Source organism: Myxococcus sp. NMCA1, from assembly GCF_026810205.1.
Classification (GTDB): Bacteria; Myxococcota; Myxococcia; order Myxococcales; family Myxococcaceae; genus Myxococcus; species Myxococcus xanthus_A.
The window spans coordinates 4,297,504-4,313,746 of record NZ_CP113950.1 but is presented as its reverse complement, the minus strand read 5'-3'; the positions used below and the strand labels follow the sequence as shown (position 1 = coordinate 4,313,746).

Genomic DNA, 16,243 nt, shown 5'->3' with positions numbered 1-16,243 from the left:
GACTTCCTCGCAATACACGTTTTGCAGCCATCCCTGTCCGCGACACCCCCCTTGCGAGGAGACACCTTTGAGACACCTGAGAACCGCGGTCCCTATGGCACTGCTGGGCCTGCTGGCGGCGTGCGGCGGCCCGGTGGAGTCGCAGCCCGAGGTCACCAGCGCCGAGTCCGCGCTGAACTGCGCCTCACTGAGCCGGGCCGTCCATCACCGCATCAAGCCGGCCAACGGAGACAGCCTCTACACGCTCAACGCGAACGAGGCCGCCAACGCCGCCACCACCTGGGGCTACACGGAAGACCGGGGCGTGGCCTTCCTCGCCGCGGCCTCCACGGGGACGGGGTTGTCCCCCGTCTACCGCATCTACAGCCCCAGCCAGCAGGAGCACTTCTGGACCATCGATGAGGCCGAGCGGAACGACCTCATGCAGAACGGGGGCTACACGACGAACGAGAACGTCGGCTTCTACGCGTCGAAGACGGCGGCGGCGTGCCTCGTTCCCGTGTACCGCTTCTCCAACACCACGCTGCGCAAGCACCGCTTCGCCATCACCGAGGCCCAGCGCAATGCGCTCACCTCCGCCGGCTGGGTCGACCAGGGCATCAAGTTCTACGCCGCACCAGAGTCCGCGCCGCCGGTCGACACGAAGTTCACCTTCGCCGTCATCCCCGACACGCAGAACGAGGTCCTCGCGACGCCCCCCGCGAGGCTCAGCCACCGGTACCAGTGGCTGGTGGACAACCGGAGTTCGCTCGACCTGCGCTTCGTGCTGCACACGGGCGACGTCGTGAACTGGGACACGCCGGACCACATCCAGTACGTGCGCGCCAGCGAAGCCACCGAGATTCTGGACGCCGCCAACCTCCCCTACGTCTACGCCATTGGCAACCATGACACGGCGGCCGTGTGCCCCGGCGGCAGCGCCTGCCCGGGCAACGTCAACGCCAACCTGCGCGACACCACCACCTTCAACACGCACTTCCCGCTCACGCGCTTCACCGCGCTGGGTGGCGTCTACGAGCCGGGGAGAATCGACAACTCCTACCACACCTTCTCCGCCGGCGGCCTGGACTGGTTGGTGCTCAACCTGGAGCTGTGGGCCCGCACGGGCGCCGTGGACTGGGCGAAGACGGTGCTGGCGCAACATCCGCGTCACAACGTCATCATCAACACCCACTCCCACCTGAACGGCAGCGGCGCCATTGAGCAGAGCAATGGCGGTTATGGCAACAACAGCCCGCAGTACGTGTTCGACCAACTCATCAAGCAGTACGCCAACGTGCGGTTCGTCTTCTCCGGGCACACGGGTAATGCCGCATACCGGGCCAGCACGGGGGTCCACGGCAACACCATCCATCAAATCCTGACGGCGTACCACGAGAACGCATCGAACCTGACGCGGCTGGTGGAGGTGGACACCGCGGCCAACACCTTCTCCACGCGGGTGTACTCGCCGATGACGAACGCGGAGAAGCAGGACGGCTCCAAATTCTCCATCAGTAACGTGAGCTGGGTCCGCTGATGCTCTAGGGTAGGCGGGCCGTGACGTCCACGCCCGCCTCCCCTGCCCTCGTCTCCCGTGATCGCATCCGAGCCATCGACTGGCTCCGGGGCATCGCGGTGCTCTTCATGGTCCAGACGCACACCCTGGCCTTGCTCACGCCCGAGCTGCGGCAGAGCGAATGGGTGGCGCGGCTGCTGCGCGTCGACGGGCTGGTGGCCCCCGCGTTCATCTTCTCGGCCGGCTTCGCCACCGCCCTGATGATGGTCCGCAGCGCCGCCAGCGGCATGCTCCGCGATCGTGTCCACCGCAACCTCCGCCGCGCTGGCGAGGTGCTCGCGGTGGCCACCCTGGTCAACTGGGCGTGGTTCCCCCTGCTGCGCGAGCCCCAGTGGATCTTCCGCATGGACATCCTCCAGTGCGTGGGCCTGTGCCTGCTCATCGTCCTGCCGGTGGCCGCGCTGCTCTCCGCGCGTCCCAAGGTGCTGGGCACCGGCGCCTTCGTGCTGGCCATGGCCACGTTCGCCGTGTCGCCCCTGGGCGAACAGGTGGATGGCCCCTGGGCCACGCTGACGGAGAAGTCCTCCTTCGCGCCCTTCCCGCTGCTGCCCTGGCTGGGCTACGCATGGCTGGGCGTCTTCGCGGGAACGGTGGCGGGCGCATGGGGCCGCGCCGGGCTCATCAAGGCGCTGTGGGTGCTGATGGGCCTGGGCTTCACGGGCGCGGTGCTCGGTGACTTCCTCTACGGCCTCTATCCGCCCCACCGCTTCTTCGTCGCCAATCCCTCCAACGCGGCGGCGCGCTTCGGCTGGGTGAGCACGGTGCTGCTCGTGTTGACGTGGCTGGAGGCCCGGCTCCCCGTGGACGCGGCGCCGTCCCGGCTGCGGCGCTTCGTGGAGGTGTTCGGCACGTCGTCGCTGTCCGCGTACTTCTTCCACGAGATGCTGCTGTTCTACCGGCTGGGCGGCGTCTTCTCCTTCCAGCGCTTCTGGGGAGACCGCAGCGGATGGCTCCAGTACTGGGTGCTGACGGCCGTCATCATCGGCCTCACCTTCGTGCTTTGCGTCGCCCTGGACCGGCTGGAGCGCGTGCTGCGGCCCGCGCTCCGGAACCTCTCGGGACGGCTGTTCCGGCAGGGCCAGCACGCCCCCGCCGGACGCTGACTCAGTGACCCGCGGCGGATAGCGACTCGAAGGCGGCGATGACCTCCTTCGGCGCCTGCACCAGTTCGATGAGCACGCCCTCTCCGCCGAAGGGGAACTGCTCGCTGCCCTTGGGGTGGATGAAGCAGATGTCGAAGCCCGCGGCGCCCTTGCGGATGCCGCCGGGGGCGAAGCGAAGGCCCTGGGACTCCAGCCACTGCACGGCCACGGGCAGGTCGTCCACCCAGAGGCCCACGTGGTTGAGGGGCGTCTCGTGGACGCGGGGCTTCTTCTCCGGGTCCACGGGCTGCATCAAGTCAACCTCCACCTTGAAGGGGCCCGCGCCCGCGGTGACGATGTCCTCGTCCACGTTCTCGCGCTCGCTGCGGTAGGTGCCGTGGGGCGTCAAGCCCAGCAGGTCGACCCAGAGCTTGCGGAGCGGCGCCTTGTCCGCGCCTCCAATGGCGATCTGCTGGACACCCAGAATTCGAAATGGCCTGGCGGTCTGCATGGAGCGGCACCCTGTCAGACGGGGGTGCCCCAGACAAGGACGCCCGGCCCGGGTGTTCGCCGGAAAATTCATTCGGCTTTAGACCCTTTTTCGCAGGCCATGCGTTTTCGGGAGGCGACCTACTCACCGACCTTGGAGCCCCGATGTCCCCCTTCTCGCTGAAGCGCCAACTGACTGCCTGGGGAAGTGCCCTTCTCGTCGCCAGCACCCTGTCCGCGTGTCACAACCGGAGCCCCGCCAACGACGAGCGCGCCAGCCTCGAGAAGCCCCGTCCCGCGGCCCAGACGGAGAGCGCCGCACGCGCCCCGGAACATGAGGAGTTCACCAGTGACCGGGACAGCGCCGAGCCCTCCGTGGGCGCAGCCACCCTCGCCGGCGCCCCGCCGGCCGCGCCCTCTCTCGCCATGCCCATGCAGCCCGCGCCGGCGCCTGAAGCCGCCAAGAAGGTCTCCAGGAGCAAAGCCGAACTGCATCGCCGCGAACCGGGGCCCGCGAAGCCGTCGGCGGACGCCTTGGCGGGTGCCCCCCTCGAGTCCAAACCACGGGACGCCGCTCCCGCGGGCGGCAATACCTTCGAGGCATGGAAGGCCAACGCCTTCGTCGAGACGGCCAAGGACCCGCTCTCCACGTTCGCCGCGGACGTGGACACCGCGTCGTACACGGTGTCGCGCCGCTACCTCGTCAACGGCCAGCTCCCGCCCGCGTCCGCCGTCCGCGTGGAGGAGTTCGTCAACTACTTCAAGTTCCGCTACGCGCCCCCGGAGACGGGCGCCTTCGCGGTGCACCTGGAGGGCGCGCCCTCGCCCTTCGACTCCAAGCGCCACTTCCTGCGCGTGGGCGTGCAGGGCAAGGTGGTCTCGCGCTCGCAGCGCAAGCCCGCGCACCTCGTGTTCCTCGTGGACACCAGCGGCTCCATGCACTCGGAGGACAAGCTGCCGCTCGCGAGGGAGGCCATCAAGGTCGCCGTCAAGAACCTCAACGAGAACGACACCGTCGCCATCGTCACCTACGCGGGCAACACCCGGGACGTGCTGCCGCCAACGCCCGCCACCGACGTGAAGAGCATCCACGCCGCGCTCGACTCGCTCACGGCCGGTGGCGGCACGGCGATGGGCTCCGGCATGGAGATGGCCTACCGCCACGCCGTGAAGAAGGCCTCCGGCAGCGTGGTGTCCCGCGTCGTCGTCCTCACCGACGGTGACGCCAACATCGGCCGGAATGTCAGCGCCAATGCCATGCTGGACAGCATCCACAAGTACACGGCCGAGGGCGTCACCCTCACCACCGTGGGCTTCGGCATGGGCAACTACCGCGACGACCTGATGGAGAAGCTCGCGGACAAGGGCAACGGCAACTGCTACTACGTGGACAGCCTGCGCGAGGCGAAGAAGGTGTTCGAGACGCAGCTCACCGGCACGCTGGAGGTCATCGCCAAGGACGTGAAGTTCCAGGTGGAGTTCAACCCCGCCGCCGTCCGCCGCTACCGGCTGGTGGGCTATGAGAACCGCGACGTCGCCGACCACGACTTTCGTAACGACAAGGTGGACGCGGGCGAGATTGGCGCCGGCCACAACGTCACCGCCGTGTACGAGGTGGAGCTGACGGGTGAGGCTACCGAGCCGCTGGCCACCGTCCGAGTCCGCGCCAAGGCGCCCAACGGCACCGAGGCCTCCGAGCGCGAATTCCCCTTCGAGCGCACGAAGCTGCGTGACACGCTGGCGCAGGCGTCGCCGGACTTCCGCTTCGCCGTCGCCGTGGCCGCCACCGCGGACGTCCTCCGCGACAGCCCCGCCGCGGAGGGCTGGAGCCTGGCCACGGCCGAGAAGCTGGCCGAGGGCGCCACCGAGGGTGACGCCGACCGCAAGGAGTTCGTGCGGCTGGTGACGCAGGCCCGCGCCCTCAAGGGTGCCTCCGTCCGGGGCCGCTGACATCGGGGCGCGAGCCCGCACACACGTCGGGGTGGAGGGTGCCTGGGGCCCTTCCACCCCGATGCCGTTTTGGCGGGGTATGCTGAGCGGCCATGCACCCCCTTCGCTCGAAGTCCCGACGCTTCCTCCTCCCTGTCGCCACGGCGTTCGTCGCCTGTGGCGGTTGCAGTGACGACCCGTCTGGCGGCGGCGCGCCGCTGGGCGAGGAGCAACAGGGCATCGCCACCTTCTACGACGCCGACGGCTCCGGCAATTGCAGCTACGAGCCGACCGGCGACTTGATGGTGGCCGCCATGAACACGCCCCAGTACGCCAACAGCGCGGCCTGTGGGCAGTGCGTGGACATCACCGGGCCCAAGGGCTCGGTCCGCGTGCGCATCGTGGACCGCTGCCCGGAGTGCGAATCCGGCCACCTGGACCTGAGCCGGCAGGCCTTCGCCCGCATCGCGGAGATGCAGCAGGGCCGGGTCAACATCACCTGGACGCCGGTGTCCTGCGACGTGGCGGGGAACATCGAGTACCACTTCAAGAACGGCAGCAATCCCTGGTGGACCGCCATCCAGGTCCGCAACCACCGCCTGCCCATCCAGAAGCTGGAGTGGCGGCGCGGCACCGGCGGATGGCAGGACGTCCCGCGCGAGAGCTACAACTACTTTGTCAACTTGAGCGGCATGGGCGACGGCCCCTTCTCCGTGCGCGTCACCGCCGTGGACGGCCAGCAACTGGAAGACACGCTGGACAGAGTCCTCGACAACCGCAGTGCCGAGGGCTCTGGCCAGTTCCGCTAGCGCGCGGCGCGCGGTTCAGCGCCGCAGCATGGAGCGCAACAGCTCCAGGGCCTCGGTGACGTTCTGCCAGACCTGGAGCGACTTCATGACGCCCTCGCCCTCGCCCTGGATGGCGCGGCGCGAGGCGCGCTCCAGCGGAAGCAGCACGCCCTCCACCAGCTCGATTTGACGGCTCAGCTCGGCGGGTGAAGGCCCGGTCAGCGCGGTGCGCTGCAGGGCCTCCGCGGGCACGTTGGCGGACACATTCACGGGACGCTCCGCCAGCGCGGTGATGGCGCGGGAGAGCTGCTCCATGTACGCGCCGAAGTCAGGCGAAGGCGCCAGTGCCGCCATCCGCACGGTGGGCGCGGACTCCGCCGGAGGCTCGGGCGGCCGCTCCGCCTGCGCCGCCACCCGCTCCGTCAGCGCCTTGAGCAGGTGCGCCATGTGCTTGAGGTACGGCGTCAGGTCCGGCCCCGCGGCCACGGGCGCGGCGACCACGGGCGCCGGGGTGGCCTTCGCGGCCTTCACGGACTCGCGGCCCACCTTCGCCACCTCCAGCACGGCCTCACGCAGGGACTCCAGGCGAGGCAGCACCTCCACCACCGGCCCCGGCTGCTCGTCACGCGCATGGCTGGCGGAGACGTGGTTGGCTGCCTGCACCACCGCGTCCCGCACCGCGCCCAGCTGCTCCTCGATGCCGCTGAGCTGACCGGTGACGCGGGCCACGGGGTCGTCGTCCTTGCCACCCATGCGCTTCACGCGCGCGAAGCCCTGCTTGATGTCCTCCCAGCGCTTCGCCTTCTCCGGCGTCAGGCGCCCGCGCATCTCCGCCAGCTTGAGCAGGTTCTGCTCCGCCGCCGTCGTCAGCGTCTGGGACTCGCCCTGGTAGTGGTCGTCGATGAGCCGCTCGAGTTCGTCGTCGGTCATCGCGGAGACAATCTTCTCCGTCAGCTTGTTCATGTTGCGGTAGCTGCCCTGCAACTTGAACGCGGGCTCGGAGCGGAAGCGCTCGTCCTGCGCCGCCGAGGCGATGTACTGCAGGTTCACCTTCAACAGCACCGACTGCGCCCGGAACATGCGCTGGAACACCGCGACGATTTCCTGGAGCTCCGCCGCCGCGTAGCCGTGCTTCAACTCGCCCGTCTGGACCTCCTCGCCCTGCGCCATGCGGATGAGGCGGTGCGTGTCCGCCGGGTCGCGCGTGGCCAGCGGCGCCGTCACCGTGTTCGAGGTGAGCGCGTTCTCGATGTAGCTGAGCGCGAACAGGTGCTCCTTGCCGTCGAGGATGTCACCCAGGTTGTAGGTGTCCGCGCGGTTGGCGAGCATGTCCGGGATGCGGAAGCGCTCACCCGTCTCCGTGTACGGGTTACCAGCCATGACCACGCAGAACTTCTTGCCGCGCAAGTCATAGGTGCGCGTCCGGCCGTTCCACACGCCCTCCACGCGGCGCTGGCCGTCGCACAGGGAGATGAACTTCTGGAGCAGCTCCGGGTCCGTGTGCTGGATGTCGTCGAGGTAGAGCATCACGTTGTTGCCCATCTCGAAGGACAGGTTGATGCGCTCCACCTCCTGCCGGGACGTGGCGTTGGGCGCCTCGGCCGGGTCCAGCGACTTCACGGAGTGACCCAACGCCGGGCCGTTCACCTTCACGAAGGTGAGTCCCAGGCGGCTGGCGACGTACTCCATCAGCGTCGTCTTGCCGTAGCCCGGAGGCGACATGAGCAGCAGCATGCCCATGCGGTCCGTGCGCTTGCCCTCGCCCGCCGCGCCCAACTGCTTCGCCAGGTTGGCGCCGATGAGCGGCAGGTACACCTCGTCGATGAGCCGGTTGCGCACGAAGGACGACAGCACCTTCGGCGTCAGTTCCTCCAGGCGCAGCTTGCGGCGCTCGCGCTCCAGCAAGTCCCTCAGCAGCGCGCGGTAGGCCTGGTACTGCGGCACCCGCACCTGCCGGAACTCGCCCAGGCGGGCCAGGAACTCGTCCAGACGCAGCGGCAGCTTCCGGTCGTGGATGCGCGAATGGTTGCCTAGCAGCGCGGAGACCTCGGTGGCCGTCAGCGCGCCCGCCGTCTCACGGTCCAGCTTGGAGCCAGTGAGCAGCAACACCGCCGTCTCCAGCGCCACATGGACGGAATCCCCCGGACCGCCCTCGCGCTGCGCGAGGTAGCCGTCCAGCCACACCCGGGCGAGCTCCAACCGGGCGCCCAGGTCCTTCTCCAGGCCGCGCAGGTCGTCCTCGAACGCGGACCGCGTCCCGTGCCGGTCGAGCTCATGCAGGAAAGCGTCCCGCAGCGCCACCGCCTCGCCACTGGTGGTGAAGCGCGGGTGCTCCGCGCCCAGTTCCTCGACGAGATAACGGCCCGCTTGCAGCGGCTCGGCTGGCGAGTGCTCCAGGCCGTGCGCGGTGAGGAACGCGGCGATGCGTGCGCCCAGTGACTCGCCCACCTCGGCCAGGCTGCCACCGGACGCGAAGGTGGTGCGCAGCCGCGCCAGGCTGCGCGCGCGCCGCTGGAACACGGTGCGGGCCGCCTCGTCCGCGTCGAACGCCCAGTACAGCGCCGCCCAGGCGCGCGGCACCGGCGCGAAGCGCAACAGCCCAGCGCCCTGGTGCAAGCCCAGCAGCTTCTCCAGGATGGAGACCGCGTCCGAGTCATGGACGCCGCGCTCGTAGCCCTCGTCGAAGCGGTCGGCCGCGTACGCGCGCACCTTCTCCAGCAGCGTGCCGCTGATGAGCGCCTCGTGCAGCGCGTCCAGCGACTGGCCACGCTTGCCGTCCTCCGCGTCCGCCAGCAGGCAGCCCGCCAGGTACTCGGAGCGGTAGACGCCCGGCGACTCGGAGGCCAGGTGCTGGTCCCAGAGGTCGCGGTACTTGAGCAGCTCCGCGTCATCCACCTTCTGCGCGTAGTCCGTACCGGTGAGCTGGAGGTACAGCTCGCCGTCGCGCGGCAGCAACGTCAGGTCCAGCGGCTGCGTGTTGACGTTGAAGCGGTGCGTCCCCAGCTTGATGACGTTGTCGCCGTCCGCGAACAGGTCCTGCCGGTCCCGCAGGGCGCGCAGCGCGTCCTGCTTGGCGGACTTCACGCGCGACAGCACCTCGTCCGCGCGGACACTGTCCTGAAGCTCCATCAGCTGGTCGGCCAGCTGGCGCAGCTTGAGGATCATCGCGTCGGAGGCGAAGTAGCCGTTGAGCTCGTCGTCCGTCTTGAAGGACTTGGCCCGGCGCTGCACGCCCTGGAGGATGCGCTCCGCGGCGCCGAAGAGGCTCTGCGCGCGGCGCTGCCGCTCGTCCACCAGCGACTGCTTGCGCGCGCCGAAGGCCTCCAGCAGCTCCTCGCGCTTCTGGGTGATCTGCTCCAGGAACTCGTCGAACTCGCCGAAGCGGCCCTCCAGTTCCTCCAACTGCACGGTGAGGCGGGACATCGCCTCGTCGCAGCGCTCCGGGCTGTCCGCCTGCGACAGCGAGCTTTCGATGCTCTGCCCCAGCAGCTTGAACTGCGCGCCGAACTCCGCGCGCTTCTCCCGGCCGGACAGCTCCTTGCGCTTGGCCGCGAGGCTGGCGCGCACGCGGTTGAGGCGGCTGAACAGCTCGGAGATGCCCTCCAGGATGCGAGCGCGGGCCAGCGGGTCACCGACCTGCAGACCGCCAACGACCTCGCCCAGGACCTCCAGGCCGTGGGCCGTCCGGTCAATGTCCTCGCCCAGGGGCGCCAGCTCCACGGACGTCTGCACCGGCTCCAACTGCGCCAGCAGCTCATCCAGGCGCGAGGCCAGCGGCGCCAGCGCCTCGCCCGTCTGGAGGAAATCCACGCAGGCCGTGCTGACCCGGTCGGACGCCTCCACCACCGCGGTCTCCAGGACGTCCACGCGTCCCAGGTCCATGTAGCGGATGTCCTTCAACGTAATCAGGTGCCCGCGCTGCTTGCGCAGGTCCGCCAGCGCCTGCATGAAGGCTTCCGCGTGCGTGAGGTTCTCCGGCTGGACACGCAGCAGCAGCGTCTCCTGCTCCACCTCCGCGACCGCCAGCGACTCGGTGGCGCGCTTCTGCATCGCGACCACCTTCTCGAACTCATCGATGATGAGCTCGGCGGTGCGCCGCAGGGTCTCGACCGGTTCCTGGAGGCCCGTCTCCTCATGGCCCAGCCAGTAGTACGCGTCCAGCGCGCGGGTGGCCGAGGACACCAGGTCCTCATACGTGCGCCGGGTGGGCTTCTCCGACTTCGCGACCCGCTGAATCGTCAGCGCGTCGGAGATGCCGCGCACCAGCTCCGCGTTGCCCACCTTGCCCAGATAGCCCGGGGCCGAGGGCGCCGCCGCGGCGTGCTCCGCGGACACGAACGGGGTCTGCCACACCTGCATCGGGTGGACGCGCGTGGGCTCCTCCGACGCGGAGCGGAAGATGACGAGCTGCCCGTCGGAGAACAGGCTCATGCCGTGCGCGACAAGGGGGTTCTGCACCTCCTTGCGCACCAGGTTGTACGGGAAGAGGACGTAGCAGCCGTCCGTCCGCCGGTGGAAGATGTAGAGCACGTCCTCGCCGTTGGGCGAGCGGATGGCGCGCTTGAACTCCATGCCTTCCGACGCCGCGGCGCCATCGAAGACCTTGAAGTCCCCTGTCTGGAGGTAATAGCCGCCCGGGAAGACGATGCCCTGGTCCTCCGGCAGCCGCACGCACGCCTGGCCAATGGCGTCGATGCGCACCACGTGCTGCGTGCGCGAGTTGAAGACGAGGTAGCGGTGCGCCTTCTCCCGGAACGGCAGCACCCGCAGCAGGATGAGCGTGCCCACCTGGGCCCAGGCGAACTCGGCGTCGTCCAGCGACTGGTCCGGGTCGTCCACGGGCTCGCTGTAGATGCCCATGCCGGTGGAGGTGTTGTCCTCCACCTTGATGGTGAGGTCGCCCTTCACCGTCTCCACGAACACCTGGTCCAGCACGTTGACGTGCGGGTGCTGGCCGGTGACGTAGTTGTCCCGCGTGGCCACCGTCCACTCGAAGTCGTGCGACGGCGGGAAGACGTGGTCGCGCTCGCCCTGGTTGTCCAGATAGGTGGCGCGGCCCTCCAGGTCCAGGCTGAAGCGGAAGACCTTGATGTCGCGCAGCGACTGGCCCGTCTGGAAGATGGCCAGCAGGCGCGAGTCCAGCTTGCGAATCTGAAGGAGCTTCGCGTCCTTGTAGTACTTGTAGAGCTCGCCGAAGTCCTTCACGAAGCGCGGGTCCGCCAGGAACCCGCCGGCCTCGGAGTTGGGCACGGTGGAGAAGTCGTACCCATCGGCCGTCTTCTCGAACTTGTGCAGGGAGAACACGTCGGACACCGACGTCTCCCGCTTCAGACCGATGAAGACGTTGTAGCCGAAGAGCAGGTACTTGCCGACGCTGGCGATGTCGCACGGGACGCAGTTGTGCTCGGTGCGCACCCGCTCGTTGCCGATGACGGCCAGCTCCGTCCCACCGAAGAGCGCCTTGCGCCGCCCGTTGAGGTCCGTCGCCTTCGCGCCCAGCACATCCGCCTGCGACAGGAGCCGCGAACGGATGACCTCGTAGCTGCCGCCTTCCAGCGCCGCCTCGCCCGCGGGCGCCGCGCCCTTGCCACCGTCAGTTGCCATGAGTGTTCACCGGAAAAGCGAAGACCCCCACCCCCGCACCCTCCCGAGCGGAGGGGCGCCACCCCGGAGGGGAGGCCGGAGTGAGGGTCGTCTTACGGCCGCGCCACCGCCGCCTGTTCACGGCGGTGGCCCATTGGGACTGTCAGCCCTGCTTGTCGACCGTGCCCGGCCGCGCCACGTCTTCCACCAGCGCCTTGAGGCCGGCGGAGGTCGCGGCGACGGGGCTGGCCGCCATCTTGTGCAGCAGCGCGGCCACGGCCAGGTTCTGCGCGTCGTTGCTCAGGCCCGGCTTGGAGAGAATCTCCTTCAGGTCGGCCGGCAGGTCCTTCTCGCCGTTGAGGTAGCCGCCCAGCGCCGTCTTCAGCGCCTCGCCATGGTCCAGCGCGCCGTCCACCGCGGTGCCGAACGACACCGCCTTGACGAAGCGCTCGAAGAACTGGCCGTCGCCACCGACGATGTTGAACTTCGCGTTGGCGAACGCCTTGGCCAGCACCTCGGCCTGCGCGTGCGCGATGTCCTTCTTCGCGCGGATGGCCTCCAGCTCCACGTCGCGCTCCTTGTTGAGCTTGAGGCGGAACTCCTCGTGCTCGCGGCCGACACCATCCATCAGCTTCATGGACGCGGCCTTCTCCGCCAGGCCGCGGGCCTCGGCCAGCAGCTTCTCCTGGATGGCAGCGGCCTCGGCCAGCTGCTTCTCGCGCGTGGCAATGGCCTCCGCCTCGCCGCGCTTCTGGATGGCGCTGGCTTCCGCCTCCAGCACGCGCGCGTGGGCCAGCCCCTTCTCCTGCTCACCCGCCGCCTCGGCCAGCAGCTTCTCGCGGACGATGTTCGCCTGCGCCTGGCCCTGCTTCTCGATGGCGCCCGCCTCCGCTTCCTTCACGCGGACGTTGACCATGCCGAGCTTCTCCTGCGCCTGCGCGTCGGCCTCCTTCACGCGGACCTCGGCAAGCCCCTCGGCGGCGGCCTCGGCCTGGATGCCCTCGGCCAGACGGACCTTCGCCTTCGCCGTCTTGTCCGCGGCCTCCAGCTCGGCCTCGGCCAGCGTCAGCTTCTCCTTGGCGGTGAACTTGGCCACCTCGTTGGAGGCCTCGGCCGCCTTGATGTCCTTGACCAGCTTCTCCTGCGCCTGCGCCTCGGCGGTGATGAGCAGCGCGTCCTTGCGGCGGGTGGCCTCGGCCTTCACGCGCAGGTCCTTGATGCGCTCCTCCTCCTCCGCCACCGTCTTCTCCACGGCGATGCGGGCGCGCACCACGTCGGCGATGAGCTTCTTCTCGCCTTCGAGCGCCTTCTCCTTGGCGATGCGCTGCAGCTCCGTCTCACGCTCGCGGTTGATGGCTTCCAGGGCGCGGTCCTTCTCCACGCGCTCGGTCTCCACGCCCACCACGCGCTCGCGGTTCTTCTGCGCGACCTCGATCTGCCGGGACTTGTTCTGCTCGTTGATGTTGATTTCTTCCTCGGCCTTGATGCGCGCCAGCTGGGCCTTGGCGTACTCCTCCTGCTTCACGCGCTCGGCCTCGGCCGTCTCGCGGGCCTGGATGCTGTCGATTTCGCGCTTCTGCTTCGCGGCGGCCTCTTCACGCTGACGCTCGAGGGCGAAGATGGCCTCATCCGCCTCCACGTTGCGCTTGGTGACGGCCATGCGCTCGTCCTGGCGCAGCTCGTTGGTGAAGACGTTCTGCTTCGTCGTCAGCTCGGTGATCTTCCGGATGCCCTGCGCGTCGAGGATGTTGTCCTTGTCCAGCATCTCGACCGGGGTCTGCTCCAGGAAGTCGATGGCGCAGTCCTCCAGCATGTACCCGCTGAGGTCACGGCCGATGACGTTGACGACCTGGTCCTTGATCTCCTCGCGCTTGGTGTAGAGCTCCTCGAAGTCGAAGCTCTTGCCCACCGTCTTGAGGGCCTCGGAGAACTTGGCCTCGAAGAGGTTCTCCAGCGTCTCCTGGTCGGAGGCGCGCGCGCAGCCGATGGTCTGCGCCACCTTCAGCACGTCCTCGCGCGTCTTGTTCACGCGGACGAAGAAGGTGACCTTGATGTCACCCCGGATGTTGTCCCTGCAGATGAGGCCTTCCTTGCCACGGCGGTCGATTTCCACCGTCTTCAAGGAGATGTCCATCACCTCGGCCCGGTTGATGATGGGGAACACCACCGCGCCGGTGAAGGTGACGACCGGCTCGTTCTTCAGCGTGTTGACGATGAGCACCTTGCCCTGGTCCACCTGCCGGTAGAGCCGGACGATGGTGAGGAGGATGCCTCCGAGAAGGATGATGCCACCGATGCCGGCAGCGACCGCGGTAATGGGGTCCATGGCCATTTCCTGATTGATGATGACAGCGGGCCTTGTATCAGGCGCCGGAGGTCCCCCGCAAAAGCCCTCCGGCGTCGAATGTGACGGTCGCCCCCTCGGCGCGACCGGTAAAACTCAGCCTCGTGCCTTCACGCGAGCCAATGCCGCGGCGCGGGCCGGGTCCTGGAGCTGTTCCATCTCCTCCGGCAGCAGCCAGTCGACCGGCTCCACTTCGTAGACGCGCCGTTCGGCGTCGTACGCGAGGATCAGCGCCGGCTGGCCTCGCTTGAGTTCATTGGGCTTCGCGCAGACGACGTTGAGGATGACGCCCGCTCCGCCGTCCTCGAAGGTCGCGTGGCCCGTCTTGGCCGTCACGCTGCCGCTGGAGATGGTGCACACGCGGCCCATCAGCGCGTCGCGCCCCGGGGCGCGCCTGGTCACGAACACCGGCCGCAGGGGCCGGACCGCGAAGCCCGCCGTCACCGTTCCCGCCGCGAAACACGCCAGCCCCAGCCCGCTGCTCAGCAGCCACGACGGCACCACCCCGCCCAGCGCCTCGTGCAGCGGCTGCGCGCTCATCACCGACAGGAACCAGGCGATGAACGCCACGAAGCTCACGGACACGGTGATGGGGATGCCGGCGAAGCCCATGGCGGCCAGGACTCCGCCACCATCGACGTCGAAATCCGCATCATGGGCACCCAGCGCCTTCGCGCCGCCCAATGCCTTGCCACCCCCCTCGATGGCCCCGCCCAATGCCTTGCCACCACCCTCGATGGCCCCGCCCAATGCCTTGCCACCGCCCTCGATGGCCCCGCTCAGCGCCTTGCCGCCCGACTCCAGCGTGATGTCCCCATCGAACAGGTCGATGCCGACCGCGCCCGCGATGACGAACAGCCAGTACGTCATCACCACGCCGAGGACGATGGTGAAGATGGCGGTCGGGAAGGCCAGAATGGTGTCGAGGAAGGCGCTCATACGGCTTGCGCCCCACTCTAAACGAATGTCATTCCCATCGAAAACGTACCTTGCGCTTTTCTGCCCCGTCCCTGGGCGGTCGGCCGGGCAGCACCTGCGTTGCCGCGCGGCCCCCCTGAGGCCTACAGGAGGACGGCTCACATGGGGGGGCGGGATTCCCCTTACGCAAGGCGCATGGCCCCTCAAGCGGAACCAGCCCGGTAGCCCAGTCCCCGGCCAGCAACCCGGCCCGAGAGGTACTTCGACGTCCCGGGCAAGAGCGGCAAACAGCAACGGAGGCAGCTTCGGGACCGGCGCGAGGCCACGCTGGTGCGCCGCCTACTGAAGGTGCCTGGGCCCTGCTGAACATGCTCGACACGTCCCGGCAGCGCCGGAGGCGGGCGGACCAGTGAGCCCCCGCCTCACGGCGACCGGTGGTGGCTCAGGCCACCACGGCTTCGACGACGCTGGGCGGCATCGTCGTCGGGAAGACGTTGGACAGTCTCAGCCCCGCCTTCTCCAAGAGCGCCGTGTACTCCGGCCCCGTGCGCTCCCGGCCGCCCACGAGCACGAGCATGGCCAGGTCGTAGAGGTTGCCGAAGTGCGGCACGTTGTCGCCGGGCAGCACCGTCTCCACGATGAGCAACCGCGAGTCGGGACGCATCGCCGCGCGGATGCACTTGAGGATGCGCAGGCTCTGCTCGTCATCCCAGTCATGGAGGATCTGCGACAGGATGTAGACGTCCTTGCCTTCGGGAACGATGCGCTCGAAGAAGTCACCGGCGACGACGTCACACCGCGGCGACAGCCCCTGCTCGGCGATTCGCTCGCGGGCTTCCACCGCCACGTGAGGCATTTCGAAGACGGTGCCGCGGACGCCGGGATTGGCCTTGAGGATGTGCGTCAGCAGCATGCCCGTACCGCCGCCCACGTCGACGATGCTGCGCGCGGAGGAGAAGTCATATCCGTTCACCACGGCGGGCGCGTTCAGCGTCTGGTACGCGGCCATGCTGCCATTGAAGATGGCGGCGACGTCGGGATGCGTCGTCATGTAGTTGAAGAACGTGTCGCCCATGAACTTCTCGACCGTGGGCTTGCCCGTCTTCAGGGCGGTGGCCAGGTCTCCCCACGCCTGCCACGACAGGATGTGTCCATGCGCCCGGAGCGAGCCATACACAGAGCCGGGGTTGTCCTTGCGAAGCATTCCGCCCAGCTCCGTGAGGGCCCAGCGCTGCGTGGACTCATCCTTCACGAGCACGCCCAGGCCGCTGAGCAGCCGCAACAGCCGGCGCAGCGTGGGCGCATGAGTCCCACTGGCCTCGGCGAGCTCCTCCACCGTCTTGGGCGTATCACCGATGGTATCCGCGAGCTCGAGTTCCGCCATGATTTGAAGGCTTCGGGAAACCCAGAAGCCATAGACCATTTGCGTCATCTGCAGAGCGGCGGGCGGAGGCGCGTGAGAGGATCGAGGTTGCTGGCTCATGTGTCCGTCTCCAAGGAGTTGAGTAGCATCGGCAAGGCTGCAACCTATAAGGTAGGCTGTAAAACTGCT

General features: G+C 68.5%; 9 protein-coding genes. 4 read left to right on the top strand and 5 right to left on the bottom strand.

Going from position 1 to position 16,243, the window contains the following annotated elements; translation table 11 throughout:
* Positions 1 to 67 precede the first annotated feature (67 nt).
* Both OZ403_RS18540 and OZ403_RS18535 read left to right on the top strand, forming a co-directional pair.
* Positions 68 to 1,519, top strand: coding sequence for a metallophosphoesterase (locus OZ403_RS18540; RefSeq protein WP_328285535.1), 1,452 nt, complete (start codon positions 68 to 70; stop codon positions 1,517 to 1,519).
* Positions 1,520 to 1,539: 20 nt separating this feature from the next.
* A complete protein-coding gene (locus OZ403_RS18535; RefSeq protein ID WP_140854842.1) occupies positions 1,540 to 2,661 on the top strand; it encodes a heparan-alpha-glucosaminide N-acetyltransferase domain-containing protein in 1,122 nt (373 codons plus the stop codon).
* A gap of 1 nt (position 2,662) precedes the next feature.
* Here OZ403_RS18535 and OZ403_RS18530 read toward each other — a convergent pair whose 3' ends face one another.
* The gene (locus OZ403_RS18530) at positions 2,663 to 3,151 is read right to left on the bottom strand and encodes a VOC family protein (RefSeq protein ID WP_171410362.1); all 489 of its coding nucleotides are present in this window, start codon (positions 3,149 to 3,151) and stop codon (positions 2,663 to 2,665) included.
* Positions 3,152 to 3,294: 143 nt separating this feature from the next.
* On the opposite strand from OZ403_RS18530, the gene OZ403_RS18525 reads away from it, so the two are divergent.
* Together OZ403_RS18525 and OZ403_RS18520 are read left to right on the top strand one after the other, a co-directional pair.
* Positions 3,295 to 5,079: a vWA domain-containing protein gene (locus OZ403_RS18525; RefSeq protein WP_268784723.1), complete on the top strand. Its 1,785-nt coding sequence runs from the start codon at positions 3,295 to 3,297 to the stop codon at positions 5,077 to 5,079.
* Positions 5,080 to 5,171: 92 nt separating this feature from the next.
* Positions 5,172 to 5,867, top strand: coding sequence for an expansin EXLX1 family cellulose-binding protein (locus tag OZ403_RS18520; RefSeq protein ID WP_140791597.1), 696 nt, complete (start codon positions 5,172 to 5,174; stop codon positions 5,865 to 5,867).
* A 15-nt stretch (positions 5,868 to 5,882) separates the two neighbouring features.
* Here the strand turns inward: OZ403_RS18520 and OZ403_RS18515 are convergent, their stop codons facing one another.
* The 4 genes from OZ403_RS18515 to OZ403_RS18500 all read right to left on the bottom strand — a co-directional run bounded on the left by OZ403_RS18515 (position 5,883) and on the right by OZ403_RS18500 (position 16,114).
* Positions 5,883 to 11,450 carry a DNA repair ATPase gene (locus OZ403_RS18515; RefSeq protein ID WP_268784722.1) on the bottom strand — a complete coding sequence of 1,856 codons (5,568 nt, stop codon included), beginning with the start codon at positions 11,448 to 11,450 and terminating at the stop codon, positions 5,883 to 5,885.
* A gap of 142 nt (positions 11,451 to 11,592) precedes the next feature.
* Positions 11,593 to 13,755, bottom strand: a complete 2,163-nt coding sequence (locus tag OZ403_RS18510; protein WP_174258814.1) for an SPFH domain-containing protein — start codon at positions 13,753 to 13,755, stop codon at positions 11,593 to 11,595.
* A 114-nt stretch (positions 13,756 to 13,869) separates the two neighbouring features.
* Complete coding sequence (locus OZ403_RS18505; RefSeq protein ID WP_140875152.1) at positions 13,870 to 14,712, bottom strand: hypothetical protein; 843 nt, start codon at positions 14,710 to 14,712, stop codon at positions 13,870 to 13,872.
* 421 nt (positions 14,713 to 15,133) lie between these two features.
* Positions 15,134 to 16,114 carry a methyltransferase gene (locus tag OZ403_RS18500; RefSeq protein WP_140878370.1) on the bottom strand — a complete coding sequence of 327 codons (981 nt, stop codon included), beginning with the start codon at positions 16,112 to 16,114 and terminating at the stop codon, positions 15,134 to 15,136.
* Positions 16,115 to 16,243 lie beyond the last annotated feature (129 nt).

What these genes read in the sequence shown, in the direction of transcription:
- OZ403_RS18530 (WP_171410362.1), bottom strand. Translation starts at nt 3,151, where the DNA reads ATGCAGACCGCCAGGCCATTTCGAATTCTGGGTGTCCAGCAGATCGCC.
- OZ403_RS18525 (WP_268784723.1), top strand. Translation starts at nt 3,295, where the DNA reads ATGTCCCCCTTCTCGCTGAAGCGCCAACTGACTGCCTGGGGAAGTGCC.
- OZ403_RS18520 (WP_140791597.1), top strand. Translation starts at nt 5,172, where the DNA reads ATGCACCCCCTTCGCTCGAAGTCCCGACGCTTCCTCCTCCCTGTCGCC.
- OZ403_RS18515 (WP_268784722.1), bottom strand. Translation starts at nt 11,450, where the DNA reads ATGGCAACTGACGGTGGCAAGGGCGCGGCGCCCGCGGGCGAGGCGGCG.
- OZ403_RS18510 (WP_174258814.1), bottom strand. Translation starts at nt 13,755, where the DNA reads ATGGACCCCATTACCGCGGTCGCTGCCGGCATCGGTGGCATCATCCTT.
- OZ403_RS18505 (WP_140875152.1), bottom strand. Translation starts at nt 14,712, where the DNA reads ATGAGCGCCTTCCTCGACACCATTCTGGCCTTCCCGACCGCCATCTTC.
- OZ403_RS18500 (WP_140878370.1), bottom strand. Translation starts at nt 16,114, where the DNA reads ATGGTCTATGGCTTCTGGGTTTCCCGAAGCCTTCAAATCATGGCGGAA.